Annotated in this window: 24 protein-coding genes; 8 read left to right on the top strand and 16 right to left on the bottom strand. The window is 63.3% G+C overall.

Annotated features, from left to right (window positions below; translation table 11 throughout):
- Positions 1-13: 13 nt before the first annotated feature.
- From gyrA to dnaA, 6 genes are all read right to left on the bottom strand, one after another.
- The gene (gene gyrA / locus R2770_11915; GenBank protein ID MEZ5281166.1) at positions 14-2,584 is read right to left on the bottom strand and encodes a DNA gyrase subunit A; all 2,571 of its coding nucleotides are present in this window, start codon (positions 2,582-2,584) and stop codon (positions 14-16) included.
- A gap of 23 nt (positions 2,585-2,607) precedes the next feature.
- The gene (gene gyrB, locus R2770_11910; GenBank protein MEZ5281165.1) at positions 2,608-4,533 is read right to left on the bottom strand and encodes a DNA topoisomerase (ATP-hydrolyzing) subunit B; all 1,926 of its coding nucleotides are present in this window, start codon (positions 4,531-4,533) and stop codon (positions 2,608-2,610) included.
- A 199-nt stretch (positions 4,534-4,732) separates the two neighbouring features.
- Positions 4,733-5,035: a DUF721 domain-containing protein gene (locus tag R2770_11905; protein MEZ5281164.1), complete on the bottom strand. Its 303-nt coding sequence runs from the start codon at positions 5,033-5,035 to the stop codon at positions 4,733-4,735.
- Positions 5,032-6,156: a DNA replication/repair protein RecF gene (locus R2770_11900; protein ID MEZ5281163.1), complete on the bottom strand. Its 1,125-nt coding sequence runs from the start codon at positions 6,154-6,156 to the stop codon at positions 5,032-5,034. Before R2770_11900 ends, R2770_11905 begins: the two co-directional genes overlap by 4 nt.
- Before the next feature lie 11 nt (positions 6,157-6,167).
- Entirely contained in the window at positions 6,168-7,277 is a 1,110-nt protein-coding gene (gene dnaN, locus R2770_11895) for a DNA polymerase III subunit beta (GenBank protein ID MEZ5281162.1), read from the bottom strand.
- A 273-nt stretch (positions 7,278-7,550) separates the two neighbouring features.
- A complete protein-coding gene (dnaA, locus tag R2770_11890) occupies positions 7,551-8,960 on the bottom strand; it encodes a chromosomal replication initiator protein DnaA (GenBank protein ID MEZ5281161.1) in 1,410 nt (469 codons plus the stop codon).
- 417 nt (positions 8,961-9,377) lie between these two features.
- On the opposite strand from dnaA, the gene rpmH reads away from it, so the two are divergent.
- The 7 genes from rpmH to R2770_11855 all read left to right on the top strand — a co-directional run bounded on the left by rpmH (position 9,378) and on the right by R2770_11855 (position 14,891).
- Positions 9,378-9,512 carry a 50S ribosomal protein L34 gene (gene rpmH, locus R2770_11885; protein MEZ5281160.1) on the top strand — a complete coding sequence of 45 codons (135 nt, stop codon included), beginning with the start codon at positions 9,378-9,380 and terminating at the stop codon, positions 9,510-9,512.
- 374 nt (positions 9,513-9,886) lie between these two features.
- Complete coding sequence (gene yidD / locus R2770_11880) at positions 9,887-10,144, top strand: membrane protein insertion efficiency factor YidD (GenBank protein MEZ5281159.1); 258 nt, start codon at positions 9,887-9,889, stop codon at positions 10,142-10,144.
- A 4-nt stretch (positions 10,145-10,148) separates the two neighbouring features.
- Positions 10,149-11,210 (top strand): YidC/Oxa1 family membrane protein insertase, encoded by a 1,062-nt coding sequence (locus R2770_11875; protein ID MEZ5281158.1) that lies wholly within the window; start codon positions 10,149-10,151, stop codon positions 11,208-11,210.
- A gap of 665 nt (positions 11,211-11,875) precedes the next feature.
- Positions 11,876-12,355 carry a R3H domain-containing nucleic acid-binding protein gene (locus R2770_11870; protein ID MEZ5281157.1) on the top strand — a complete coding sequence of 160 codons (480 nt, stop codon included), beginning with the start codon at positions 11,876-11,878 and terminating at the stop codon, positions 12,353-12,355.
- A gap of 5 nt (positions 12,356-12,360) precedes the next feature.
- A complete protein-coding gene (locus R2770_11865) occupies positions 12,361-12,975 on the top strand; it encodes an RsmG family class I SAM-dependent methyltransferase (GenBank protein ID MEZ5281156.1) in 615 nt (204 codons plus the stop codon).
- A 200-nt stretch (positions 12,976-13,175) separates the two neighbouring features.
- Positions 13,176-13,943 (top strand): AAA family ATPase, encoded by a 768-nt coding sequence (locus tag R2770_11860; GenBank protein ID MEZ5281155.1) that lies wholly within the window; start codon positions 13,176-13,178, stop codon positions 13,941-13,943.
- Between the two features lie 39 nt (positions 13,944-13,982).
- On the top strand, positions 13,983-14,891 hold the full coding sequence (locus R2770_11855; protein ID MEZ5281154.1) for a ParB/RepB/Spo0J family partition protein: 909 nt from the start codon (positions 13,983-13,985) through the stop codon (positions 14,889-14,891).
- Positions 14,892-15,018: 127 nt separating this feature from the next.
- On the opposite strand, the gene R2770_11850 is transcribed toward R2770_11855, so the two are convergent.
- The gene (locus tag R2770_11850) at positions 15,019-15,693 is read right to left on the bottom strand and encodes a peptidoglycan-binding protein (GenBank protein ID MEZ5281153.1); all 675 of its coding nucleotides are present in this window, start codon (positions 15,691-15,693) and stop codon (positions 15,019-15,021) included.
- 15 nt (positions 15,694-15,708) lie between these two features.
- Here R2770_11850 and R2770_11845 point away from each other — a divergent pair, with 15 nt between their 5' ends.
- Entirely contained in the window at positions 15,709-15,990 is a 282-nt protein-coding gene (locus R2770_11845; protein MEZ5281152.1) for a hypothetical protein, read from the top strand.
- On the opposite strand, the gene trxA is transcribed toward R2770_11845, so the two are convergent.
- The 9 genes from trxA to R2770_11800 form a co-directional block, all read right to left on the bottom strand.
- The gene (gene trxA, locus R2770_11840) at positions 15,987-16,310 is read right to left on the bottom strand and encodes a thioredoxin (protein MEZ5281151.1); all 324 of its coding nucleotides are present in this window, start codon (positions 16,308-16,310) and stop codon (positions 15,987-15,989) included. The two genes, R2770_11845 and trxA, sit on opposite strands and share 4 nt — an antisense overlap.
- Positions 16,311-16,432: 122 nt before the next feature.
- Positions 16,433-16,732, bottom strand: coding sequence for a hypothetical protein (locus tag R2770_11835; protein ID MEZ5281150.1), 300 nt, complete (start codon positions 16,730-16,732; stop codon positions 16,433-16,435).
- Positions 16,733-16,806: 74 nt separating this feature from the next.
- Positions 16,807-17,685: a hypothetical protein gene (locus R2770_11830; protein MEZ5281149.1), complete on the bottom strand. Its 879-nt coding sequence runs from the start codon at positions 17,683-17,685 to the stop codon at positions 16,807-16,809.
- Entirely contained in the window at positions 17,678-18,241 is a 564-nt protein-coding gene (locus R2770_11825) for a sigma-70 family RNA polymerase sigma factor (GenBank protein MEZ5281148.1), read from the bottom strand. Before R2770_11825 ends, R2770_11830 begins: the two co-directional genes overlap by 8 nt.
- 66 nt (positions 18,242-18,307) lie before the next feature.
- Positions 18,308-19,699, bottom strand: coding sequence for a hypothetical protein (locus R2770_11820; protein ID MEZ5281147.1), 1,392 nt, complete (start codon positions 19,697-19,699; stop codon positions 18,308-18,310).
- A 4-nt stretch (positions 19,700-19,703) separates the two neighbouring features.
- Complete coding sequence (locus R2770_11815; GenBank protein MEZ5281146.1) at positions 19,704-20,540, bottom strand: DegV family protein; 837 nt, start codon at positions 20,538-20,540, stop codon at positions 19,704-19,706.
- Between the two features lie 70 nt (positions 20,541-20,610).
- On the bottom strand, positions 20,611-22,245 hold the full coding sequence (murJ, locus tag R2770_11810; protein ID MEZ5281145.1) for a murein biosynthesis integral membrane protein MurJ: 1,635 nt from the start codon (positions 22,243-22,245) through the stop codon (positions 20,611-20,613).
- On the bottom strand, positions 22,242-24,161 hold the full coding sequence (locus tag R2770_11805; GenBank protein MEZ5281144.1) for a DUF6049 family protein: 1,920 nt from the start codon (positions 24,159-24,161) through the stop codon (positions 22,242-22,244). The genes murJ and R2770_11805 overlap by 4 nt, the downstream gene beginning before the upstream one ends.
- Entirely contained in the window at positions 24,158-24,766 is a 609-nt protein-coding gene (locus tag R2770_11800; protein MEZ5281143.1) for a GNAT family N-acetyltransferase, read from the bottom strand. The genes R2770_11805 and R2770_11800 overlap by 4 nt, the downstream gene beginning before the upstream one ends.
- Positions 24,767-24,863 lie beyond the last annotated feature (97 nt).

The raw sequence follows: 24,863 nt of genomic DNA, 5'->3' as shown, positions 1-24,863 counted from the left end.
AAGTGGCTGAGCTCTACTGATCGGCGCTTTCAGCGCCGGGCTGATCGGCACCCCCGACGCCGGGCTGATCGGCACCCTCGGCGATGGGCTGCTCTGCAGGCGGTTCGTCGACATCTGGTTCGGGAGCCGGGGTTGGGGCCACCGCTGCGACCACTTCACCAGCTGGCACGTTCATGACCCTGACACCAGAGGCGTCTCGACCTTGAACCGAGATGTCGCCGACGCGGGTCTTGATCAATGTGCCGCCGGATGCGACGAGAACCACCTCGTCGTCCTCGGCCACCATGTGCGCACCAACCACGCGCGCGCCGTCATTGCGAAGGCGGATACCGATGACGCCCATGGTGCCGCGTCCCTTGCGGGGGTAGCGATCGAGAGGTGTCCGCTTGCCCAAGCCGTCGTCGCTGATGATCAACAACGATGTATCGGGGCGAGCGACGTCGCAGGCCACGACGTAGTCGTCGCCACGCAATCGCATTCCTCGAACACCTGCGGCGGCCCGACCCATGGCCCTGACCTCGTTCTCGTCGAAGCGGATGGTCTGGCCCGTGCTCGCGACCATGAAGACATCATCGTCGCCTGTGGTGCGCACCACGCTGACCAACTCGTCTCCGTCGCGCAGATTCACCGCTATCAGGCCATCGGCACGCGACTTGTCGTACTCGGTGAGGAGTGTCTTCTTGACGACACCGTCCCGGGTGGCAAACAACAGGTGCTTGTGGGTTTCGTAATCGCGGGTGTCGATGATGGCTTGAACACGCTCGTCGGGGTCCAGTTGCAGCAGGTTCACCACAGCAGTGCCACGAGCGGTGCGGTCCATCATCGGGATCTGATGGGCCTTGAGGCGATAGACCTTGCCCTTGTTCGAGAAGAACAACAAGTAGGCGTGGGCGGTGGTGGCGACCACGTGGGTCAAGACATCTTCGTCCTTCAGCCTTGCGCTTTGGACACCACGTCCCCCCCGGGCCTGGGTGCGGAAGGCATCGATCGAGACCGTTTTGATGTAGCCGCGGTCTGACATCGTCACGACCAAAGGCTCGTCGTCGATGAGATCCTCGTCCTCCATGTCGCCCGGGTCGAACGTGATCTCCGAACGGCGAGCGATGGCGTGAGCCTGCTTGACCGCCTGGAGTTCGTCCTTGATGACGGTCCGCAGCAGCTGGTCGTCACCCAAGATCGCCTCCAGTTCGGCGATCTTGGTGGTGAGCTTCTCGAGCTCTTCCTCGAGCTGCGACCGACCGAGCCTGGTCAGACGCCCCAACTGCATGTCGAGGATGTGGTTGGCCTGACGTTCGCTGAACTCGAAGGGCTCCACCTGCAGCGCCGCTAGGGCTGACGAACGATCGTCGCTGGCGCGGATTGTGGCGATGATCTCGTCGATCAGGTCGAGCGCCTTCAAGAGGCCTTCGACAATGTGGGCACGATCCCTGGCCTGCCTGAGCCGGTACTCGGTGCGGCGTGTAACCACCTCGATCTGGTGGTTCACATAAGCGACCAACGCCGATCGCAGGTTCAGGGTTCGGGGGACACCATCGACGAGGGCCACCATGTTGACGGCGAAGCTGCTCTGCAGTGGCGTGTGCTTGTAGAGGTTGTTGAGAACCACCAGGGCCGGGGCATCGCGCTTCAGCTCGATCACGAAACGTGTCTTGCCCTTGGCTGATTCGTTTCGAAGCGCCCGAATGCCGTCGATGATCTTGCGGTCGACCGCCTCGGCGATCTTGGTCTCGATGTTCTCGACCGACTGCTGGTAGGGAATCTCGGTCACAACGATCTGCGACGAGTTGCGCACCTCGACAATTTCGGCCCTGGCGCGAATCCGAACCGAACCCCGGCCGGTCGTGTAGGCGTGGTAGATGCCCGAGCGGCCCATGATCAGACCGCCGGTGGGGAAGTCGGGCCCGTGGACGAACTCCATCAGATCGGCAACGGTGGCATCGGGGTTGTCGATGAGGTGTGTGGTGGCGTCGATGACCTCGCCGAGGTTGTGGGTGGGAATGTTGGTGGCCATGCCCACCGCGATTCCCTGACTGCCGTTGACCAGCAGGTTCGGAAAACGCGACGGAAGAACTTCGGGCTCGTCGCGTTCGGAGTTGAAGTTGGGCGCAAAGTCGACGGTGTCCTCGTCGATGTCGGCGACCATGTGCATGGCCAGTTGTTCGAGCTTGCACTCGGTGTAGCGGTATGCGGCAGGTGGATCGCTGGGGCTGCCGAAGTTGCCCTGGCCGTTGATCAGCGGATGACCCAGGCTGAACGACTGGGCCATTCGAACCAGGGCGTCGTAGATGGCACCATCGCCGTGAGGGTGATAGTTGGCGATCACGTCGCCCACCACGGTGGCGCTCTTCTTGTGAGGCCGCTCGGGCCGCAGCCCCGAGTCGTACATCGACCACAGGATCCTGCGGTGCACCGGCTTGAGGCCATCGCGCGCATCGGGAAGCGCGCGTGATGTGATCACCGACATCGCATAGGAGAGGAAGGATTGCTCCATCTCCTGCTGGATCTCGATGTCGCTCACCGAGATGCGGATCTCTTCTTCGGTCTCCTCGACCGTGTCTTCGGGCGGGTTGTTTTCTTCGCTCACGTTCGGATCGTTTCCGGTTCTGCTCAGATGTCGAGGAAGCGCACGTCGCGTGCGTTGGTCTGGATGAATTCCTTGCGCCGCTCGACGTCGTCGCCCATGAGGGTGCTGAACACCTCATCGGCGATGGCCGCTTGCTCCATGGTGACCCTCAAGAAGGTGCGGGTGTCGGGGTCCATCGTGGTGTCCCAGAGTTGGTCGGCGTTCATCTCGCCCAGGCCCTTCAGGCGCTGGAACTCGTTCTTGTGGTTGGGGCGCTCGACCAGGAAGGCGTTCTTTGCGGGATCGTCTTTGAGGTAGACGGTCTCACTGCCGACCTTGGTCGAGTAGAGAGGCGGCTGGGCGATGTAGACGTAGCCACGTTCGATCATCTCGCGCATCTGACGGAAGAAGAACGTGAGCAGCAGGGTTCTGATGTGGCTGCCGTCGACGTCGGCGTCGCACAACAGAACGACCTTGTGATACCGGATCTTGTCCGCGTCGAAGTACTCGCCGACACCGGCACCGATGGCGGAGATGAGTGCCTGGACCTCGGTGTTCTTGAACATCCGGTCGATGCGGGCCCGCTCGACGTTGATGATCTTTCCGCGGATGGGAAGGATGGCCATGATGCGCGGATCTCGCGCTTCTTTGGCCGACCCGCCGGCCGAGTCGCCCTCGACGATGTACAGCTCGGACTCTTCGGGATCGCGAGACGAACAGTCTGTGAGCTTGCCGGGTAGGCCGGCGCCGTCCAGGGCGGACTTGCGGATGGTGTTCTTGGCCTTCTGGGCCGCCAGGCGCGCTCGGCGAGCGTCGGTGGCCTTGCCGACCATTCGTTTGGCCTCTGCGGGATGCTCCTCGAGCCAGTCGGCGAGAGCTTCGTTGGTGGTCTTTTGAACCAGCGACCTCATGGAGGTGTTGCCGAGCTTGCCCTTGGTCTGACCCTCGAACTGAGGTTCTTGCAGACGCACGCTGACGATGGCCGTGAGACCCTCGCGTATGTCGTCGCCCTGGAGGTTTTCGTCCTTTTCCTTCAGCAGATTCTTGGCGCGCGCGTACTTGTTGACGGTGGCGGTCAGGGCTGTGCGAAAGCCCTCTTCATGCATGCCACCCTCGATGGTGTTGATGCCGTTGGCGAAGCTGTGGATGCCGTCGAGGTTGTAGCCGGTGTTCCATTGGAACGCGATCTCGACCTCGTCGCCTTCTTCTGAACCCGAGTACCAGCCGACAGCGTCGAACAGGGCTTCTTTGGAGTCGTTGAGGTGGCGGACGAAATCGCGAATGCCTCCCTCGTACTGGTACGAGATCTGCGACTCCTGACCCTCGCGCTCGTCGCGGAACTCGATCCTCAAACCGGCATTCAGGAACGCCATCATCTGGAAACGATCGGTGAGGGTCTTGGCACGAAACTCGACGGTCTCGAAGATGGTCGGGTCTGGGGCGAACGTAACGGTGGTGCCGGTTCGCCCACCCGGGGCTTCGCCCACAACCTCCATGGGCCCAACGGGGTCGCCTCCGTCGCGGAACTCCTGGCGATGCCTCTTGCCGTCGCGATCGACCTCGAGCACTACAGAACTCGACAGTGCATTGACCACCGAAACGCCAACACCGTGCAGGCCGCCAGAGACCTTGTACCCCCCACCACCGAACTTGCCGCCGGCGTGAAGCACGGTCAAAACGACCTCGGCCGCGGACTTGTCTGGGTACTTGGGGTGTGGGCCAACCGGTATGCCGCGCCCGTCATCGACAACACGGCATCTGCCGTCGGGCAGGATCGTGACCTCGATGGTGGTGCAGTGCCCGGCCATTGCCTCGTCTACCGAGTTGTCGACGACCTCGTACACCATGTGATGCAGACCCGTGGGGCCCGTCGATCCGATGTACATGCCCGGGCGTTTGCGTACCGCCTCGAGTCCTTCGAGGACCTGGATGTTGCTCGCCTCGTAGCTAGCTGATGCAACGTCGGTCACTGATGCTTGCCCCTTGTAGATCGTTACGGACCGACCCATGGTCGCAACAGGGTGTGACAGCGGATCGACCCGATCGGTTTGACTCGCTGTTCAGCTCTGCGCTGGTTCGGTGCCGCCAGGCTCAGAGCCTGTAAGACCGTTTGATTGTATCAGTGTGGAGGGGGGTATTGGTCGACGTTGTATGCACTCAGAGGGGCTTTCAGCGCCCCGACTGGCGTTTCGACACCCGCACTTCGACTTTTTGGATGCCAACCCCGAGCGTCTGTGAGGCCGAGGAGACGATAGTCGATTCGAGGAATCTCATCTGGGTGGCCCAACGCGGATCGTCGACTTCGACGACCAGATGTCCGTCCACGAACCTGACGGGGTGGGAGTGTTTGGCAACCGCCTCCCCGACGATTTCCTGCCAGCGGTCGTGAAGGTCTACCAAACTCGAGGTGGTGGGCCCGAGGCCACCGAGCAGACGGTCTAGGGCAGAGCCCAGCGGCCGCGGCTCGCTCATGTGGACGGGTCCGGTGCGAGCAGGGTCACCACCCCATCGGAGATCGAATAAGACCGGGCGGCCGCCACACCCGACGGAACACTTCCCGTGGCCGTGGTCAGGATCGTCTGCGTAGCCGGCAGTTGGTTCATCAGTGCCTTCGTCCGCCGGTCGTCGAGCTCGGAGAAGACATCGTCGAGCAACACGATCGGCTCGGTTCCGACGGCGGTCGCGATCACCCGTTGTGATGCCAACCGCAGGGCCAATGCGATGGTTCGTTGCTCGCCTTGCGACGAGTGGGTCCGCGACAACAACCCGTCGAGCCAGATCTCGAGTTCGTCTCGGTGAGGGCCGACCGTGGTGACCTTGCGCTTGAGGTCGTCGGTTCGCGCAGCTGCCAGAGCTGCGGCCAGGTCGTCACTCCACGACCGCTGATAACACATCTCGACGCGCGACCCCGAGCCCCCCAGCGTTCGATAGACCTCATCGACCAACGGGTTCAGCATCTCGACCAGGCGTTCGCGGGCTGTTGCGACACGTTCTCCCGTTTCGGCGAGCTTCGTGTCCCAGACATCGAGGGTGGCATCGACGTCTGACCCTCCTCTGGGACCGGCCTGCTTCAACACGGTGTTTCGTTGTTTGAGAATGCGGTCGAGGTCGGCGCGGTCAGACATCGCGCGCAGGTGGGTCGACGCCAAACACTCGTCGAGGAATCGTCGCCGCTCGGACGGACCCGCTTTGACGATTTCCAGGTCGTCGGGCGAGAAGACAACAACCCTCATGGTGCCGAACATGTCGCGGGCCCTGCGCAAGGGCTGCTTGTTGACCTGTATCCGATTGCGTCCGCGGCGGCTCAGCTCAGCTTCGATCAACCGTTCGCGCCGACCGACCTCGACGGTCATTCGTATGACGGCAGACTCGGCTCCGACCGCCACGAGGGTGTCGGTGCTGGCACCACGAAAGCTCGACTGTGTGGCCATCCAGCCGATGGCTTCCAGCAGATTGGTCTTTCCCTGACCGTTGTCGCCTGTGATGACGGTGAGTCCTGGAGAGAACGTGACCCTGGTCGAGCGGTGATTGCGGAAGTTGTCGAGACTGATCTCGCGCAGCACGACCTCGTCGGCGCGCTCTTCCTCATGCATGTCAGGCCGATTCAGGACACCCGCACAGGCATCAGCAGGTACAGGTAGTCGGCTCCCTCGGTGGAACGCAGCACAGCAGGCTTCAAGGCGTCGAGAGTCTGCAACACGACCTCGTCTCCGGTGGCCGCCTCTACACCCGCGATGAGGAAATCGGGGTTGAATGCAACGGTCAGCTCTGTGCCGTTGTAGGTGGCATCGACCTCTTCGTGGGCCTGGCCGACGTCTTGGGTGACAGCCATGAGCTCGAGAGAACCGTCTCGCTGGGTGAGTCGCAGGGGAGTGGCCTCGCGAGCCATCAGCTTCACCCGCCTGACGGCATCGAGCAGTTGTTCGCGGCCGACGCGCAGCTCGTTTGGGTACGAGGCTGGAATCAACTGCCTGTAGTTGGGGAACTCTCCCTCGATCAGACGGGTGGTCAGCTCGATGCTGACGCCATCTTCGGGTTCAACGTAGAAGGTCACGTCGCGTTCTCCGAGTCGCACGTTGACCTCCTTGGCGTGGCCGAGAACGCGCACGAGTTCGCCGAGAGCGCGCGACGGCACCAACACCTTTTGACCCTCACCCAACACCGTCGCGTCGGGCAGGTCACGAACCGCCAGACGGTACGAGTCGGTGGCGACCAGGCGCAGGCCTCCCTCCTCGGCTGTCATCAACACACCGGTCAGGATGGGCCTGGCGTCATCGGAACTGGCTGCCAGAACCACCTGCTTGAGACCCGACGCAAGCTGATCGGCCGCAACGCTGACCTGATTACCGGATGGCTCGTCGAGATGAGGAAAGTCGTCCACGGGAAGGGTTCGGACCGAGAACTGGCTGCGACCGGACGAGATGCGTGCCTCGTCTCCCTCGATCTCGACGTCGACAGCTCCGTGATCGAGCGATCGAACGATGTCGTTGAGCAGCCGAGACGGAAGCACGGCCGTGCCCGCTTCTGAGACATTGACCGTTACCGATGAGCGGATGGTCAGATCGAGGTCGCTACCCGTCACCTCGATGCGGTCGTCGGATGCGTTGATCCGAACACCGGAAAGAACGGGTAGCGCGCCACCGCGACCGGTGACCGCACGTCCAGCGGTCGACAGGGCGTCGACCAGCAGGTCTCGTTCGCATCGGAATTTCACAACAAGTCCTCGTTTGGAGATTGAATCAGGCAGTAGGGGTAGTAGGCGTGTGGATTGTGGACAAGCAGTCGTCTTCCCAGGTCGGAGGCTGTTTCGCTGTCCGACCTGTTTCCCCAGCCTTCCACACCCGTGGGACGTTTGACACGCCCCTCGTGGTTTGCCTGTGGATTGATGGCTTGTGTCCACAGGACAATCCGGAAGGAGTGCTGGGTGTTTTCCACAGGTTGTTCGCGCGCTGTGTAAAAACCGCGGCACGGTTCGTGGTCGTAGCGGTCATGCCGCCTTGATGTCCTGGATGAGTGCGGTGACCTGGTCGTAGATCTGGCGACGCTCGGCCATCTGTTTGGAGATCTTGTCGACGGCGTGGATCACGGTGGTGTGGTCACGGTTGCCGAACTCACGAGCTATCGACGGATAGCTGAGGTCGGTGAGCTCTCGACAGACGTACATACAGATCTGGCGGGCGGTCACCAGCGCCCGATGGCGTCGCTTGCCCAACAATTCTTCGCGGTTGAACCCGAACATGATGACGGTCGCGTCGATGATGCGATCGATGGTGATGGGACGTGACTCGCCGTCGGTGACGATGTCGGCCAGAACCTTGGTCGCCAGCTCGATGTCGAGTGGTTCGTGGGTCAACGATGCGAACGCGGCGACGCGGATCAGCGCCCCCTCGAGCTCGCGGATGTTGTTCTTGATGTTGGTGGCGATGAACTCGAGAACGTCGTCGGGCACCCGACTGCCTTCGGCCTCGGTCTTCTTGCGAAGGATGGCCAGGCGGGTCTCTAGGTCGGGGGGCTGAATATCGGTGATGAGGCCCCACTCGAAGCGGCTGCGAAGACGGTCTTCCAGCGTGGCGATAGACCGGGGAGGCCGGTCGGACGAGAGCACGACTTGGCGACCTGCGCCGTGCAGGCTGTTGAAGGTGTGGAAGAACTCTTCCTGCAACCCTTCCTTACCCTCCATGAACTGGATGTCGTCGACGAGCAGCACGTCGACGTCTCGGTAGCGACGCTTGAAGGCGGCTTGGCCCGTCGTGCGGATGGCCTCGATGAACTCGTTCATGAACGACTCGGTCGAGACGTACCTGACGCGGTGGCCGGGATAGTTGCGTCGGATGTAGTGAACGATCGCCTGAAGAAGGTGGGTTTTGCCCAGCCCGGCTCCGCCATGGATGAACAGAGGGTTGTAGCTGCGGCCCGGTGTCTCGGCGACCGCGAGCGCGGCGGCGTGGGCGAAACGATTGGAGGTTCCGGTTACGAAGGTCTCGAAGGTGTAGCGCTCGCTGAGGCTGTCTCCGTGACCGGGTGCAGGCTGGGGTTCGGGTGTGGGACGACGTATGGCGTTCTTGTGGTCGCGATGAACCTGTTCTTCCAGCAGCGTCTCGGTATCGACCATGTCGTGAGCGAACGGAATCTTCGCGTCGGGTTCGTCGACGACGATTCGAACCGATGAGGTGCTGCCTGCGTCTCGAACGGCGGCCTCGACCATCGAGCGATAGCGATCCTCGATGCGCTCTCGGGTCAAAGAGCTGGTGACTGCCAGCAAGAGCTCGCCGGCTTCGGAGCCCAGCGGTTTGACCTCGGCGAAGGTCGAGTGCCATACCGCCTCGGAGACCTGTGAACGAAGGGCGGCCGACACACGGAACCAGAGCTCGTCATCGATGGGGGAGGGCGTGTTCATTCGGTTGTTCCCTCGACCCTCCGACGGCCCGGTTTCCACAGTTGTGGATAACTCTGTGGGAAGAGTATGGCCAATTTGTGGGTCCGGTGCTCGATGACGTCGTGAACTCGGCGGTCCGATTCGGAGGTGGTGACCCACCGTGGTGTGCTTTGGCGGCGTCAGAGCGGCGATTCGGACTTGTCCAGACCGGGCAACCTATCACCAGCGCGTGGGTTGAACGCAAGGGCTTGGCCGAGCCGCTCGAAACCGGGCGGGTCTGTGGATTCAAAGCGTTGTGACCCTGGCATTGCCGAATCGTGTTTGGGGCTCTACCCTGATGCGCCGTCGGTCGAGAGCCGACAACGCGGTCGCGCCCTTTCCGCCGACCGTGCCCACGTCGGGCGGCCCAACACCCCTTGGCTGCCCTGGAGGTTCTCCGTGAAGCGTACGTTCCAGCCCAACAATCGTCGGCGTGCTCGCCGGCACGGCTTTCGTCACCGGATGTCGGATCGCGCCGGTCGCGCCGTCATCCAGGCCCGCCGCCGCAAGGGACGCAAGCGTCTGAGCGCTTGATCGAGCGGTGTCGGCATCGAAGCGACTTTCGTCGTGTCGATGCCGAGGGACGTCGCCGAAGTGGCCGCTACATCTGGGTCCGTGGCGTCGTCGACGAGTCGCTTCGCGCCCCGCGTGTCGCATTTGCCATCGGTCGTCGCAATGGAAACGCCGTCACCCGCAACCGAATCAGACGCCGTCTGCGGGCGGCGCTTTCGGCGCGCTCTGCCGCTATTGCGCCTGGTATCTACCTCATCGGATGGCGTTCTTCGGGGTCTCAGGAGCCCGATTTCCCCGAGTTGCTCGAAGACGTCGATCAGACGTTCGGCGCGTTGTCAACGCCTGCTCGTCGTGGATGAATCGCGGTGAGCCCCGTCGGACGCGGACTGGTGTGGATGGTGCGTGCGTATCAGAAGCTGCCGCGTCTGCGTCCTCCGGTTTGTCGCTTCGACCCGACCTGCTCGAGTTTTGCTGTCGAGGCGATCGAGGTGCACGGTGCCTTTCGGGGTACGTGGTTGGCGCTGCGTCGCGTCGGAAAGTGTCACCCGTGGGGTCCGACCGGTTGGGATCCGGTTCCCCCGAGGAGGGGTTCTGTCGAACCCCCCGAAGCCCAACAGAAACTCGGCGTAGGCGCCGAGGGAAAGGCCGTGTGAGCCGATGGGAGTGATCTTCGACCCCATCTTCAAGGGAATAGCCACGCTGCTGGCTGCCTGCTACTCGTTCACGCACAACTACGCGCTGGCGATTGCGGTGTTCACCTTGATCATCATGGTGGCGTTCACGCCGCTGACCTTGAAGAGCACCCGCTCGATGATGGCGATGCAGCGCTTGCAGCCCGAGATCAAGCGATTGCAGGCCAAACACAAGGACGATCGCCAGACCCTCAACACCGAGATGATGGCGCTGTACCAGGCCGAGGGGGTCAACCCGCTGGGTGGCTGCCTGCCGATGCTGGTGCAGATTCCGATCTTCTTCATCTTGTTCCGTGTGCTGCGTGGTTTGACGACTATCGGCGACGACGGGCTGTTCGATCCCGACTATCTGGATCAGGGCACCGAGCTCTACAAGGATCTGCACCGCACCGACGAGATGTTGTCGTTCGGTATCGACCTGGCCCGCCACGCCAACGACGTGGTGCAGGAAAGCATCACAAAGTCGATTCCTTTCCTGGTGCTGGTCGCCATCACGGCCGTCACCTCTTGGTATCAGCAGCGCCAGATGGCCGCGCGCCGCACCGGCGAGATCCCGGCCCAGCAGCAGATGTTGATGAAGATCATGCCGTGGATGCTTCCGGTGTTCTCGTTTTTCATGCCCGCAGGCCTGGTGGTGTACTTCATTGTCTCGAACCTGTACCGGGTTGGGCAGCAGGCCTACATTCACAAGAAGATGCCGCCGCTCGACGTTTCGTCGGCCGTCGTCGAGGTCGAAGAGACCTCGACCAAGAAGGACAAGCCCCGCCGCGAAGACAGCGCGGCAGAAGCCCCCAAACGTGCTCCTCGGCCTGCCGACAAGCGCGCCGGACGTGAGCCGTCGCGGCCGCGCCCCCAGCCTCGACCTCGCACGCGCAGGCCTGCGGCTCCGAGCGACTCGGATGGTTCTTCGAAGCGTGGCCAGCGCCAGCGTCCCCAAACCAGTGGCGGCAGCAGGCCGCGACCGACGTCTCGCACAGGCGGAGCCGACGGCATGAATCGCCCCTCGAAGAAGAAGCGGAAGCGCTGATTCCTATGGAGTGGGTCGAGATTGCAGCCGCCTCGGTAGATGAAGCCAGGGAGATCGCCCTGGATCGCCTCGGAGTTACAGCTTCTGAATTGGAACTAGAGATTGTTCAGGAGGCGTCGTCGAGCCTGTTTGGGCTGAGGCGCACCGACGCCCGTATTCGTGCCCGTGTGAAACCGACCAAGCCACCGTCAAAGGTCGGCGAGGCGAGGCGGGACAACGATCGGCGCCGCTCGGGGCGTCGTGGGCAGAAGGATTCTCGCCAGGCAAAGCGCGGTGGTGGCAAGACACCGGCCGGGGACGCAGGCGCGCCTGCGCGCACTGGTGGGTCCAAGCCCGCTGCCGAACCGGCCACTGCCAAATCGAGCACTGCCAAATCGACCACTGGGGGCAAGCCGGTCACTGGCAAACCGACGGCTGCTGCTCCGGCCTCGCAAACCGCCGACGCCGGCCAGGGCACACGCCGTCGCAGGCGCAGAGGAGCGTCTTCGCGCCCGTCTTCGTCAGAGGACGTTGGTCGCAAGTCACCGAGCAGTGGCAATGCTTCGGCCCCGGTTACCGAAGCGCCAGGCGACTCGCCTGCGGCGTCATCGCCGAAACGTATCCGTCGCCTCGCGGACAGCCGTCCGGGCGGCAACACCGACAACACCAAGAACAAGGATCAAGACATGAGCGAAGAACTCAGCCTCGAGGAACAGGGCGGTCTGGTTGTGGAGTTTCTCGACGGCGTCGTCGAGTCTTTCGGCCTCACCGGCAAGGCATCGATAACCGCAGTCGACGAAGACTGGATCGATGTGTCGATCGAGGGCGACGATCTGGGCCTGCTCATCGGTCCCGGGGGACGCACCCTTTCGGCTCTGGCTGAGGTTGCCAAGACGGCCCTGCAGCGCCACGTGGGCGACGGCCGTCGCGGGCGAGTTCGTGTCGACGTCGCGGGCTACCGCGAGTTCAGGCGCGAAGCCCTCGGACAATTCGCTCGCGAGCAGGCAGCTGCGGTCGCGGGCGATGGCAAGTCGCGTGTCCTCGAGCCCATGGGCTCCGCCGATCGCAAGATCGTGCACGATGCAATCATCGACGTCGAGGGTGTCTCATCCACCAGCGAAGGCGACGAGCCTCGTCGTCGGGTGGTCCTGGTACCTGCAGACTGATCGAAGTGAGACCATCCCTCGGGGAGGTTCTTGATCAACTCGAGCGCTCTAGGCACTTGGGGTTTCTCGGAGACGGTCCCGTCGGCGATCACGCAGCACACGCTCTCGAACTACTGGGGGCAGCACTGCGGGTCGGGGGCGGGACCGTTCTGGATCTCGGTTCTGGTGGTGGGGTGCCGGGACTGCTGGCTCTTCTCGAGCCGGCATGGACTCGTGTTGTGCTGGTCGACCGTTCACAACGAAGATGTGCCTTTCTGCGATCCTGTGTGGCCGAGCTCGGCGTCGGCGATCTTGTCGACGTGGTGGTGGGGGAGGCCGAGATAGTGGCCAGACGTGATGAATTGCGCGAGCGGGCAGATTGTGTGGTGGCCCGCAGCTTTGGTCCTGCGGCAGCGACTGTCGAGTGTGCGGCGCCGTTGGTGCGCGTGGGAGGTCTTGTGATCGTGTCGGACCCTCCGACCGGCCGGTCCTGGCCCGAGGACGGCCTCACAGCGCTGGGTCTGTCGGAACTCGAGCACGATGGTCATACCAAACTCTCGATCTTCGAGAAGACCACGCCCACCGACGAACGCTTCCCTCGGCGTGCCGGGGTTCCGGCTCGTAAGCCCCTCTGGAGCTGATGTGCCGCTCCTCGGGTGGCGGCCAGAACCGACGATGTTTCACGTGAAACTTTCACTTGAGGGCCTGGGAGCCCGGCCTGGCATGTTTCACGTGAAACTCGGCCAACTCGATTCCTTGACCTGACGCCGCCGCTTCGGCACCCTTTGTCGGTACGGTGCTGATCTTCAGTGCACCAATGTTCGCCGGAAGGAATCGCCTTATGGCAGCTCGCGTCATCGCGATCGCCAACCAGAAGGGTGGCGTCGGGAAGACGACCACATCGGTCAACTTGTCTGCGGCGTTGGCCGAGATCGGGTATCGGGTACTTCTGGTCGACCTCGATCCGCAGGGAAATGCCACAACGGGAGTCGGCGTAGACCCTCGAACACTCGACGGGTCGATGTACGAGGTCTTGATGGGTTCGGTCGACTTGGAGGACTGCATCGAAGGAACGTCGGTTCGTCACCTGTTCGTCGCGCCCGCATCCCTTGACCTCGCAGGCGCGGAGATCGAGCTGGTGCCGATGTTCTCTCGCGAGCTCCGTCTCAAGCAGGCTATCGATGGGGCCGCAGACGAATTCGACTTTGTGTTCATCGACTGCCCCCCGTCACTGGGCCTCCTAACGGTGAACGCTTTGGTCGCCGCAACTGAGATCCTCATACCAATCCAGTGCGAGTACTACGCGCTCGAAGGACTGGGCCAGTTGCTGGGCAACGTGAGTCTCATACAACAAAGTCTCAATCCCGACCTGGTCATTTCGGCGATCGTTCTGGTCATGTACGACGCGCGCACGAAGCTGGCCGAGCAGGTGGCAACTGAAGTCAGGAACCACTTCGCCGACAAGGTGTGTAGAACGGTTGTCCCCCGAACCGTGCGATTGTCCGAGGCGCCGTCCTTTGGGCAGCCAATCACCGTGTTCGACCCGGTCAGCCGAGGCGCTATCGCATATCGCGAACTCGCCAAGGAGGTTGTTGATGCAGCACCGTGATGGTCGAGTGAACGCGGTCGAAGCTGGAGGTTTGTGCCAATGGTGAGGCAGGGAGGGCTGGGGAAGGGCCTCGGTGCGTTGATTCCCGGAGCAGACGTAGTCTCGGCCACGGCAGAGGCAGCAGGAGCGTACAGAGAGATCCCGCTCCGCAACATAGTTCCGAATCAGTATCAGCCGCGCGAACACTTCGATGAGGATGCGCTCGAGGCCCTCACCGCATCGGTTCGCGAGCTCGGGGTGCTGCAACCGATCCTGGTGCGCGAGCGACAGGGCGGATACGAGCTCATTGCCGGCGAGCGACGTTGGCGCGCGGCCCAGAGGGCGGGCCTCGATGTCATCCCGGCGATCGTCCGCGAGGTCGACGACCTGTCTTCGCTCGCCCAGGCGGTAGTCGAGAACATCCATCGCCACGATCTTCATCCGTTGGAAGAGGCCGCTGCTTACAAGCAACTCCTCGAAGATTTCGGGCTGACTCATGAAGAACTCGGCCTTCGTATGGGCAAGTCCAGGGCTGCCATCACCAACAGCCTGCGCCTTCTTCAGTTGCCCGCAAGTGTCCAGAGCCACGTCGCGTCCGGATCGCTGAGTGCGGGCCATGCGCGCGCGATCCTGGGTTGTGAAGGTGTCGCTGCTCAAGAGTTGCTCGCCAGCCGCATCATCGAAGAAGACCTGTCCGTCCGTGCGACCGAGGCCCTGGCACGTGAGATGAACGACGCGGCCGCTCGTCAGGCGGACGAGTCGTCCGATGGCTCAGGCGAAGACGACCACGAAACGCTGCCACCGGGCAGCACCCGACCGGCCGCATTCCTCGAACTCGAGGAACTGATGGCCGAGCGCCTGTCTACCAAGGTGCGGATACAGACCGGCAGCCGCAAGGGCCGCATCACCATCGACTTCGCCGACCTCGACGACCTCGAACGAATCTACCGAATCGTCCAGGGGTCATAGTCTCAACTAGACCCTCGCGCGCCGTATGCAACCCTCATGTTCGGCTTCACTAGTCCACATCTGTGGACTAGCCTGTGGATAACTGTTGATATCCATCATGACTCGCGCCCTGTGTGGTGCCTTAGGCCTACTCGACCACCGAGGGATGCGATAGCCACGTGTCCAATCCCTCAACCACAGCTCGAGCCACGGCCGCACCACGGGGCACGAATTCGGCCACGGGACCCAGCCTGCACACGACCGCCGGCATCCGCGTCTCGCGAAGAATCGGCAGCCTCATTGCCCTGAGGTCCATGGGCCCCAGCACCGGTTGGAGGCTCGATGCCACTTGTCCGGCCAACTCGCGACCGGCGGCAGACTCGATTCCTGCCGACCCGAAGTAGCACACGGAGCGTTCGTCGCCCTTCGACACAAGTCCGACAAAGGCGTCGGCATCGAGACGATTGGCTTGGTCGGCTTGTGCGGACCAATCGGGGTGGTGCGTCGTGAGCACGGCGGCACCGCGGTCGATCAGCACGCGTCGTACTGCAGCGGTGACCGCGTCGAGACCGCCTGGCTCGCCGACGACGATGCTGCGCCCGGCGAGGCTCCGAGGGCCAAGTCTGACCCTTTCGCGTTGGCGAATGCTGGACACGATCGATCCCGCCGTGCCCGCACGCGGCGTGAGGTGCTGAAAAACCCTCAACGTCTCGTGCCCGCAGATTCCGTCGCTCGCCAGGCCGGCGTTGGCCTGAAAGTCCATCAAAGCAGCGGTGGTATCGGGACCCATCACGCCGTCGATGCGCACCGGGTCGAATCCCAACTGTGCGAGCCGGCTTTGGAGTTCGGCGACATCGTCGCCGCGAAGCATCGGAGATGTGAGATAGATCAGGCGGTCACCGAGGCGATAACCAGCGTCGACCAGCGAGTTCCACGTGTCGCGGCCACAGATGCCGTCTATGTCGAGGCCCTTGTCGGCCTGGAACGCCTCGACGGCCTGCTTGGTGACCAGGCCAAAAACACCATCGGCGGGCCCAGGGGAGTACCCCAGGCCCGCGAGTCGACGCTGAAGGTCGCGAACGTGGTCGCCGCGACTACCTACTCCGAAAGCACGGACTAGAGAAATTCTCCGATCTCCTGCAACAGGGCGCCCTTGGGGCGGGCACCTACAAGGCGCTTGGCGGCCTCGCCCTCGGAGAACAGAATCATCGTCGGGATGCTCATCACCTGGAATCGCATCGCGACATCGGGATTCTCGTCGACGTTGAGCTTTGCGATCGTTATGCCGTCGTTTTCGGCTGCGATCTCTTCGAGAATCGGCGCGATCATCTTGCAGGGACCACACCACTCGGCCCAAAAATCGACCAATACGGGCTTGTCAGACCCCGAAATAGTCATGTCGAAGGTGGCGTCGTCGAGGTTGACGATGGATTCGGCCATCTGTAGCTCCTTGTATGCGGGCACGAACTGTCCCGGATGTGTGAACCCGACACCAGCGAGGACTATTCCTGCCCACAGGTGGCCCTAGGGCGTGCCGGTCGGCGTGGCGAGCTGGCGACAAACTAGGGGGTCCGCATGCGCCAGAGCACCATCCCGACGATACAGAAGAGTACCCCCAGCAGCAGGTGTGCCGACCAAACCTGGCCAGGCACCAACACGTCGACCAGCCTCACCAGGCCAACAACCAGGAGCACCAGCGCCACTATGGCGACAACCAAGATCACGAGTCCGTAGACGATTGCACGCGCAACGGTGATGAGTCTGCCGGTGGTGTTGACCCGGACCTTGTCGACGAGATCGACGAGCTTGTCGGTCGCCTGAACGCTCAGTTCGGAGGTGCGGGACGTGGTCTCGCTAGACATGCAGGCCAGACTAGCCAGCGCGAGCACCCGATGTTGACCCTGCGCCAGTCGGCAACCAGCTCACAACCCTGGGATCACCCGGGGGGCTCGACGAATACCGGCGGCTCGATCAACTCACACGACTCGGCGACGAATCCGACCGAAAAGGCCACGCCCGTGTCATCGACGACCGTCACGAACACATAGTCGGCGCCGGTGCCGTCGACCCGGGGTTCGACGGCGCCACCGATCCACGGCCTCACCGGTATGTCCAAGGCTTCGATGCAGCGCTCGAACTGATCGGGGACCGGGCCCAGCGGCACCAGCGCCGCGGTCGTTGCGGTGCCCCCCGCCCGCTCTGGCGCATCTTCGGAGTCGCCATCGGCCGACTCGACCTTGGCGACTTCGCCGGTGTCGTCGGCGGTCGTAGCCATCTGTGCATCGGCTCCGGCCGCGCCGGCCTCGTCCAAAGCAAGGCCTTGTTCTGGGGCCAGGGCGTCATCGGCGGACCCAGCGGGTGCGCTGGATGCCGCATCTGACAGCTCGGTTGTGCTGGCGTCGGTCGCGGAGTCGCTGGCAGTGTCGAGAGCGTCGCCACCTCGCAGCATCGAGAATCCGACAACGGCAGCGACCACGACCGCCGCGGCGGAGCCAATTGCGAACGGAGCCCTGCTGGTGCGTTTGGCGCTTCGGGCACGCGATATCGGAGTCACCGCTGCGGCCTCGTCACCCTGATAGCCGGCCTCTATAGAGGTGACGCCCAATTGCTCATCGAAGGCTGCGAGCGCCGCCGAGACGTTGGCTTCGCGAACCTCGTCTGGCACCTCGAACCGATGTCCGCGCACCAACTGCCTGGCCTGGTCCATGTCTTCGAGACGGGCGCGAAGATCTGAGCGACTCTCGATCGCCCTCAGGGCGTCGGGCTCGCCATCGAGCGCCGCGCTCAGAATCTCGTCGTCGTGCAATTCAGCCATGATCACCAGGTTGGACGTCGGTGGGGGGTGCAGCGGTTCCGAGCTTGTTGGCCAACATCGCCCGACCTCTTGAAATCCGTGACTTGATGGTTCCGACAGGGACGCCGAGCAGTTCCGCGATCTCCGCGTAGTCGAGGTCGTCGATGTCTCGCATCACCACCGGCAAACGGAAGTCTTCGGGAATCGAATCGAGGGCTCGGCCGATCTCGTCGGACATCGCATGGCGCGAAACAAAGTCATCGCCAATGGCAGGAGAGTCGCGGTCGTCGAATTCGGTCGGATCGGGGCGGCGCCTGCGTCTCCTGAGCTCGTCGAGGCAGGCGTTTGTCGCAACCCGGTAGGACCACGTCGAGAACTTCGACCTGCCGTCGAACGAGTCGAGTCGACGAACGATGGTTATGAGCGCATCCTGAGTGGCATCGGCTGCATCTGCGTCGTTGCCGGCTATGCGCCGACAGATTGCGTACAGCCGATCATGGTGTCGACGAAGCAGGGTCTCGAGGGCGCGGCGGTCACCACCACGCGCCTGTCGCACCAGCTCCTCGTCGTCGACCATCGGCGTCAGGGTACAGCGCGCAGCAACGTCGCTCGATTGGCGATCACCTGTTGGCAGAACACGATCTCAGGCGCCGACCGGAACGCCGGCAACCTCGATGTCTGTCACTACGACACGGTGTTCGGGCTCGGCGTCGAGTCGAGTGATCCAGATCAACAACGAACGTCCTCCCTGCTCTAGGTCGTCGAAGACCACGTCGCCCGTGATGTTTGTAGCCGTCGCAACCGGCTCACCCCAGTCGTCTACGACCGCCGAAGGCTCGTCGGAGATGTACAACTCCATCGCCCATCCCCTCGATGGGCTTCGAACTGCGATCTCCTCGAACCTCAACACTGGCTCGACGTCGACTATCAGTCCTACCCCTGTCTTCAGATTGCCGAACTCGGGTGAGTTGTAGCGCTCGGTCTGCCAACCTCTCGACGGATCTCCGTCGTTTATCAGCACCAATCGCCGCGGGCTCTCTTGTCTGTCATCGCCTTCGGGATCGAAATCGACGACCTGCACTATGGCGACATCGGCTGGGGGAAGGGTGGTGGTGGTTATCAGCGGCAGATCCGAGGTCGTGGAGGGGGTGGTCGTGGTGGCCGCAGGCAGGCCGACGACGTCGCGTGCGCCTTCGATGATGTTGCGTCCGGCCTCGGTGCGGCTCAGCAGTGATCCCACGGTGGCCAACAAAATGCCTATGCCAACGATCATCATGGCAGGCACCAGCCACCGCCTCTCGGTGGTGCGAAGTGTGACCGGCCGAGCATCGTCGCTCTTTGCCGTGCCAAGCGCTTCGGCCAACGCCGTCGGGCTGGCGAACCCGGGGCCCGACAGGGCATCGTGCAAACAGCCGGCAAGTTCAACGGGTACCGAGGGGTCGCACTCGAGACGGCCGCCGCTGCGGTGGGGTGCTTTGCCAGTGACCATCTCGTGCACGACCGACGCAAGCGCGATCACATCGCCGTTGACGGTTTCGTCTCCGACCGCATCAGCCTCGCCCCCGGTGCCGAGGTCGGTGATCATCAGGCGGCCGTCGGCTCCCCATGCGACACCGGCGGACGTCATTCCACCGTGAGACACGCCGCGTGAATGCAGCTCTTCCAGTGTTGCTGCCAGGTCGCGGGCATAACCCACAGCGATCTCGGGCGTGACGGGGCCGTCGGCCACGATGCGGCTTCGCAGGTCCGGCCCGTCGGCAGGTTCGGTGACCACCGCCACCAGCTCGCCGTCGATCATGTCGTAGATGCGCGCCAGGCCCGCCAGTTCCAGACGTGAGGCTTCGCGCAATCGAGACGCCAGTCGCGCCACCAGCTCGCGGTCAGAGTTCAGATCTGGTCTGACGATTCGGATGGTTACGTCGCGGTCAAGCCGGGTGTCGTAGCCACTCCAAGACTCGGTGAGCCGTCCGATGCCGACTCTCGCATCGAGCCGGTATCGGTCGCCGAGCAGCGATCGATCAGACCCAGTGGGCATGCGTTCAGGCCGGTACCTGGTAGGTGAAACCGATCGCACCAATACCGGCGTGGGCTCCGATGACCGCGCCGATCTCACCGACCACGATTTCGCCGTCGTAGCTCTCCCGCAGCTTCGACAAGAAACTTTCGAGATCGTCGCACTGGGCGTGCATGACCGCCAGGTTCTCGACCTCGCCGGCTTTGGCGACCGAGTCGACCAGGAACTGCAGAGCCTTGGCCCGGGTGCGCTGCTTCGAGTTCGACTCGACCTTGCCGTCGATGACCTCGATTATCGGCTTGATCGACAGCAGGCTTCCCAGCATCGAGGCCGCGCCCCCGATGCGGCCACCCTTCTTCAGGTTCTCGAGGGTGTCCAGGGCGGCGACCATGCGGGTTCGCGCCGCCGCGTCCCTGATCTGTGCTGCGATGTCGGAGGCATCGGCCCCGCCCTTGGCCAGCCGAGCGGCGCGAAGAACCAGAGATCCCAAGCCCATGCTGACCGTACGACTGTCCACCACCTCGACCGTTATGTCGTCGGCTACGGCTCGGGCCGCAGCGTCGGCAGCCTGGATGGTCGCCGACAGCTCGCCGGACAGGTTGATGACCACAACAGCGTCGTAGCCGTTGGCCTTGGCGCCGCGGTAAGCGGTCTCGAAGGCACCCGGCGACGGCGCGGCCGTCTCGGGAAGCACGCTCGACGCCTTCGACCGCCGCCAGAACTCGTCGGTCTTCAACTCGACGCGGTCGACGAACTCCTCATCGCCGAACCGCACCGTCAGGGGAACGATCGAAATATCCAGTTCTTCGAGGAGGTCGTCTGGGAGATCACACGAGCTGTCTGTGACGATTTTGACGGGCATTGTTCCTCGTTGGGTGAGTGGGTGGCCGACGCGGCTGCACCGACGGTACCGCCACGAGAACGCTAGTTGCTCAGCTTCTCGACAGTCGATCGATCATCGACCTGGCGACAGGGACACGTGTGGTGGACGCCGTGAACACGTAGATCAACCCCGCGGGCCCCACGACGACAACGCCGGAAATCAAGCTGTTCCAGGTTTGTGTGACAGGCAACGACACCAGCATCCACAGCGTCGCCGACAGCGCGGGGAACACCAGCGCCCGCCACTTTCCCCTGGTCAGCGATGATCGTTCGAGACGGTCGAGAAGTCGTATTCGCAGGGCGACCAACTCGAACCAGGCGCCGGCTGCCGCGCCGAGCGCAAGCCCGGCGGCCCCCAGGCGCAATGGCAGGTCGTCGCGCGATCTGATCGCTTGGGGCAGCGGTTCGAACGGTGCCATCAACTGGTCGAAGCCCGTTATCACGCCGTCGTACACGAACAGCCGGTCGAACTGCAGCATCAACACCAAGCCCAGCAACGCCGAAACGCCATAGCGGACGACGGCGATCTGGGCAGGGGTAGTGGCGTCGCCCAAGGCGTAGAAGGTGTTCTGCAGCAGTCGTGATGCGCCGATAGCCAGCAGTCCCAGCGAGTAGGCGCCCAACACCAGAGCGATCAGCAGCAAACCATCTGACTGGAAGCTATCGCCCGGAATGATCCCGAAGGCCGCGTCGATGACCCGCCGACCGGCAAGCACGAACACCAGGGTGGTGAAGACCATGAAGAACCCGATGGTCACGAGCCCGGCCGCCAGCCGATCGGCAACGGCGTCGGGGTCGTTGTTCATTCGCGACAGCTCGGGCAACTCGGCTGCGGCGACGCTCATGGCGAACAATGAGATGGGCAACAGGTAGAACACCTGTGCAGCGCCCAAGGCGGTGAGTGCACCAGACGCCAGAAAGCCGGCCAGGAACAGGTCGACGAACGCCGACAGCTGAGCCGATCCACGGCCGATGACCACCGCGCCGAGCCTTCTCAGAACACTTCGGAACTCGGCACTGGCGAAGTCCACAGCTCGGCCGATGTGCGGGTTAGACCGCCGCACGGCAGGTAGCTGGATCACGAACTGCAACACAGCGCCGACGGTCGAAGCCCACGCAACCCTGACCGCCAGCGTTCGGGTGGAGGCGGTGTCCGGACCGAATACCACGGCTATCTGGGCGAGGCTCCATACGACCGGCGCCGCGTAGGGCAGGAAGAACCGGCGATGGCTGTTCAGTACGCCGAGGCTCCACGCCGACAAGACCAGTACGCCTATGCCCGGGGCCATGATCTGGGTCAGTTGGGTAGCAGTGTCGATGGTCTCCTCATTGGCGTTGCCGATCAGGAACAGCTCGGTCAGCGGCCGAGCGAATACCACCAGGGCCACTACCACGGGTGAACACACCACGACCAAGAACGCGAACATCGTCGACGCCAAACGGGCTGCGCGCTTCGAGTCGGAGTCGACCATCTCGGAATACACCGGGATGAACGAGGCCGAAAGTACGCCCTCGCCCAGCAGGTTCTGAAGCAGGTTGGGTATCCGTAGCGCCGCTGTGTAGGCGTCGCCGATTGCAGAAACCCCATAGCTGCGCCGCACCACTATCTCTCGAAGCAGTCCGGTGACCCTCGACAACAAAATGCCCGCGGACACGGCCACGCTGCCGGCCAGTTTCTTCTTCACGCAGGCAGCTCCACGAGGTCTTCTTCGGCCTGTTGGTCACCGGCATCGTTGCCCTGTGACTTGCGCCTCGACCGCAACAGCTCGCGACCCCACCAAAGGACCAGGACCGAACCAGCGAGCACCGAGATCAGCACTCCGATGCCCGAAGGTGCCGTAGATCGAACCTCGAGATCCACAGAACCGAGCAGGAGGCTGCCGTCGGGCGCCCACAACTCGATCCTCATCGGGAACGAACCCGATGCCAGCGCCTCGACGTTGATCTCGCGTGAACTGACGCCGGGCTCGAGCACCAGGTTCAAGCTCTCGCCGTCTTCGAGCTCGTTGAACCTGGCCTTGTCTGCGATGAACCGTGCTTCGATTCGCACCGGATACTCGGCGTTGTTCTGGAACGCGAACGGATATGTAGCCGTGCGTGATGTCAGGTTCACCTGCTCGAGTGGTGGAGGACGGATCGACAAGATCTCGATGCGCACGGCGTCGACGATCTCCTCGGCTGCCTGTGCCCGCTGGTCGCCCGTAACGCCACTTCCCAGCAGTGAAACCAACTTGTCCAGTTGTTCGTCGTAGAGATAGCCGGTGTCTTCGTCGCGGATCATCGATCGGTACGCCGTAAGCATCTGCTCGGCCTCCCGGTACTCGACCACGCCGCCGTCGAGTCTGGGGGTTTCGGTGTTCTGCTCGAGCGAGATCGACATCCGCTGGCCGCTCGGAGTCGTCAGATGGTTGGTGGCAAAAGCATCTGCCACCGTGGCCGGAGTTATCAGCGGTGTCATCTCGGCCAGACCGTCCAGGAGATCCTCTACGAAGCGCGACGAGGTCGGCTGGCCCGTCGAGAACAACAGCACAGAAGACGTCGGGTGATCGGCGGTGACGGCGATCACGGCCAGCTCTGACAGGATCCTGTTCGCTGCCGCGGTCGGGTTCTCGGGGTTGGGGTCGGCGAAGCGTTCAGGTATGACCATCATCGAGACCGTTCCGGAGCTGGTTTCGGCGTCGATTGGCGCGTCGAAGGGCGAGCTGCCAACCGACACGATGCTCCTGACGCCCCGGTCGCGCCAGATCGCCGCTCGGTCGGCATCTGGCCAGGCGGGCGACAGCTTCAGGGTCGCGTCGGGGGCTCTGCCCGCAAAGTTCGTCAATGCGTCGACACCGCGAGCCAACAGCAGAGCCGCATCCTCACCGAAACCCTCGGCCTCCAGGGCTCGCTCGTCGACCGGTAGGTAGGGGCCAGCCACCAAAGCCTCATCGGCCAGGCGGGTGCGCAGCGCTCGGATGCGGCTGTCGAACGCATAGTTCTCGAACAGCAGGGGAGTTGCCTGCAGTGTCACGGGCAGGTCGGGTCGCGCAATCAGTGCATCTATCCACGTCGCCAGCGGATCATCGTCGTCGATGTTGCCCGCAGCGTTCTCGCCAGGCCTGACCTCGATCATCAGAGCCAGTGCGGTGCGCGACGGTGTTGGGATGACGGGCGGTATCACCAGATAGGTCAACAACGAGCCCACCTTGGCTCCCGCGCCCGTGTCCATTTCGACCACCACCGGATAGACGCCCTCCGTCGACCCGTCCAGACCCATGGCGGCGAAGTCGACCGGAATTTCGACCAATCCGGTCAGTGTCGGCTCGAGGTCTGCGACTTCGAAGGTGGCCGCAAAGATCGATTCTCCGGCCGTCGAGCGGTCTGTGGTGATCAGGAAGTCGGCTCGGCTGCTGATGGCTTCATGAACGGTTATGTCGAGCACGTCGGTGGGCGACACCAGCCCAGGCAGCCGCATGCGCAGAAACTGGGCGTCGCGTGACAGTGGTGCGGCGTCTACCAACTGAAGGCCGCCCGAGTTCTGCCGCGCAGAGGCGACGGCGTCCGTCGGGGCCGCGACCGCGATCGCCAGCATGAACAAGACGACCAGTGTCCTCCTCACGATGTAGCACCGAGGTCGAGTTCCAGTACGGCCAGGCCATGGGGTTCTGGCACGAAGCCGAGCCGCAGGTACAGCTGGTGAGCGCGTTCGTTGACGACCTGGGTGTTGACCAGCGCTCGCCTGGCTCCCCACCTGCGCATCCAACGCAGGCCGTCGACCACCAGGCTGCGCCCGATACCGCGACCTTGCTGGTCGGGGGCCACGGCCAGTCTCTGGAGGTAACCCGACTTGCCCGCTCTTCCGCTGACGGCGAATCCGACGACTCGGGGATCGGAGGCAACCCTCACCCTGCTCGCCGGGGTTGCTCCGACAGCCTCGTCCAGGGCCTCCTCGTCCATAGCCCAGAAGGGGTCGAACGCCGCATTGTCGGTCACGAGTATCTGGTCGCGGTCGGAGGGTCGTGCCCGTCTGAGCTTCACCCCCGATTCGGGATGACCGTCGAGGCCGGTCAGATCGTGGCGCAGGAGGTGGAGACGTTCCCGCAGCTCGAAGCCGGCGTCGAGGAGGATCCTCTCCTCGGGTGGTGGAACCGCCGCCGTGAATACGCGGGCTACGCCGCGGGCCTTCAACACGGCGACCGAACGGTGAACGGAGTCGAGAGACACAGGGGTGTGCCCCGGGACGGGAGACAAGTACGCGACCGACGATTCACCGCGCCATGGCCGAACGCGGATCTTGTCGTCACCCCAACGGTGGATTTCG

The organism is Acidimicrobiales bacterium (assembly GCA_041394185.1).
GTDB lineage: Bacteria > Actinomycetota > Acidimicrobiia > Acidimicrobiales > Poriferisodalaceae > JAAETH01.
Note: the sequence above shows the minus strand (reverse complement) of the source record. Positions and strands in the feature narration are given on the sequence as shown.

Bases quoted from the DNA above. Each gene is read 5' to 3' on its own strand.
- R2770_11905 (MEZ5281164.1), bottom strand. From the start codon at position 5,035: ATGAGCGAGCCGCGGCCGCTGGGCTCTGCCCTAGACCGTCTGCTCGGT.
- R2770_11900 (MEZ5281163.1), bottom strand. From the start codon at position 6,156: ATGCATGAGGAAGAGCGCGCCGACGAGGTCGTGCTGCGCGAGATCAGT.
- dnaA (MEZ5281161.1), bottom strand. From the start codon at position 8,960: ATGAACACGCCCTCCCCCATCGATGACGAGCTCTGGTTCCGTGTGTCG.
- yidD (MEZ5281159.1), top strand. From the start codon at position 9,887: ATGGTGCGTGCGTATCAGAAGCTGCCGCGTCTGCGTCCTCCGGTTTGT.
- R2770_11875 (MEZ5281158.1), top strand. From the start codon at position 10,149: ATGGGAGTGATCTTCGACCCCATCTTCAAGGGAATAGCCACGCTGCTG.
- R2770_11870 (MEZ5281157.1), top strand. From the start codon at position 11,876: ATGAGCGAAGAACTCAGCCTCGAGGAACAGGGCGGTCTGGTTGTGGAG.
- R2770_11860 (MEZ5281155.1), top strand. From the start codon at position 13,176: ATGGCAGCTCGCGTCATCGCGATCGCCAACCAGAAGGGTGGCGTCGGG.
- R2770_11855 (MEZ5281154.1), top strand. From the start codon at position 13,983: ATGGTGAGGCAGGGAGGGCTGGGGAAGGGCCTCGGTGCGTTGATTCCC.
- trxA (MEZ5281151.1), bottom strand. From the start codon at position 16,310: ATGGCCGAATCCATCGTCAACCTCGACGACGCCACCTTCGACATGACT.
- R2770_11835 (MEZ5281150.1), bottom strand. From the start codon at position 16,732: ATGTCTAGCGAGACCACGTCCCGCACCTCCGAACTGAGCGTTCAGGCG.
- R2770_11830 (MEZ5281149.1), bottom strand. From the start codon at position 17,685: ATGGCTGAATTGCACGACGACGAGATTCTGAGCGCGGCGCTCGATGGC.
- R2770_11825 (MEZ5281148.1), bottom strand. From the start codon at position 18,241: ATGGTCGACGACGAGGAGCTGGTGCGACAGGCGCGTGGTGGTGACCGC.
- R2770_11820 (MEZ5281147.1), bottom strand. From the start codon at position 19,699: ATGCCCACTGGGTCTGATCGATCGCTGCTCGGCGACCGATACCGGCTC.
- R2770_11815 (MEZ5281146.1), bottom strand. From the start codon at position 20,540: ATGCCCGTCAAAATCGTCACAGACAGCTCGTGTGATCTCCCAGACGAC.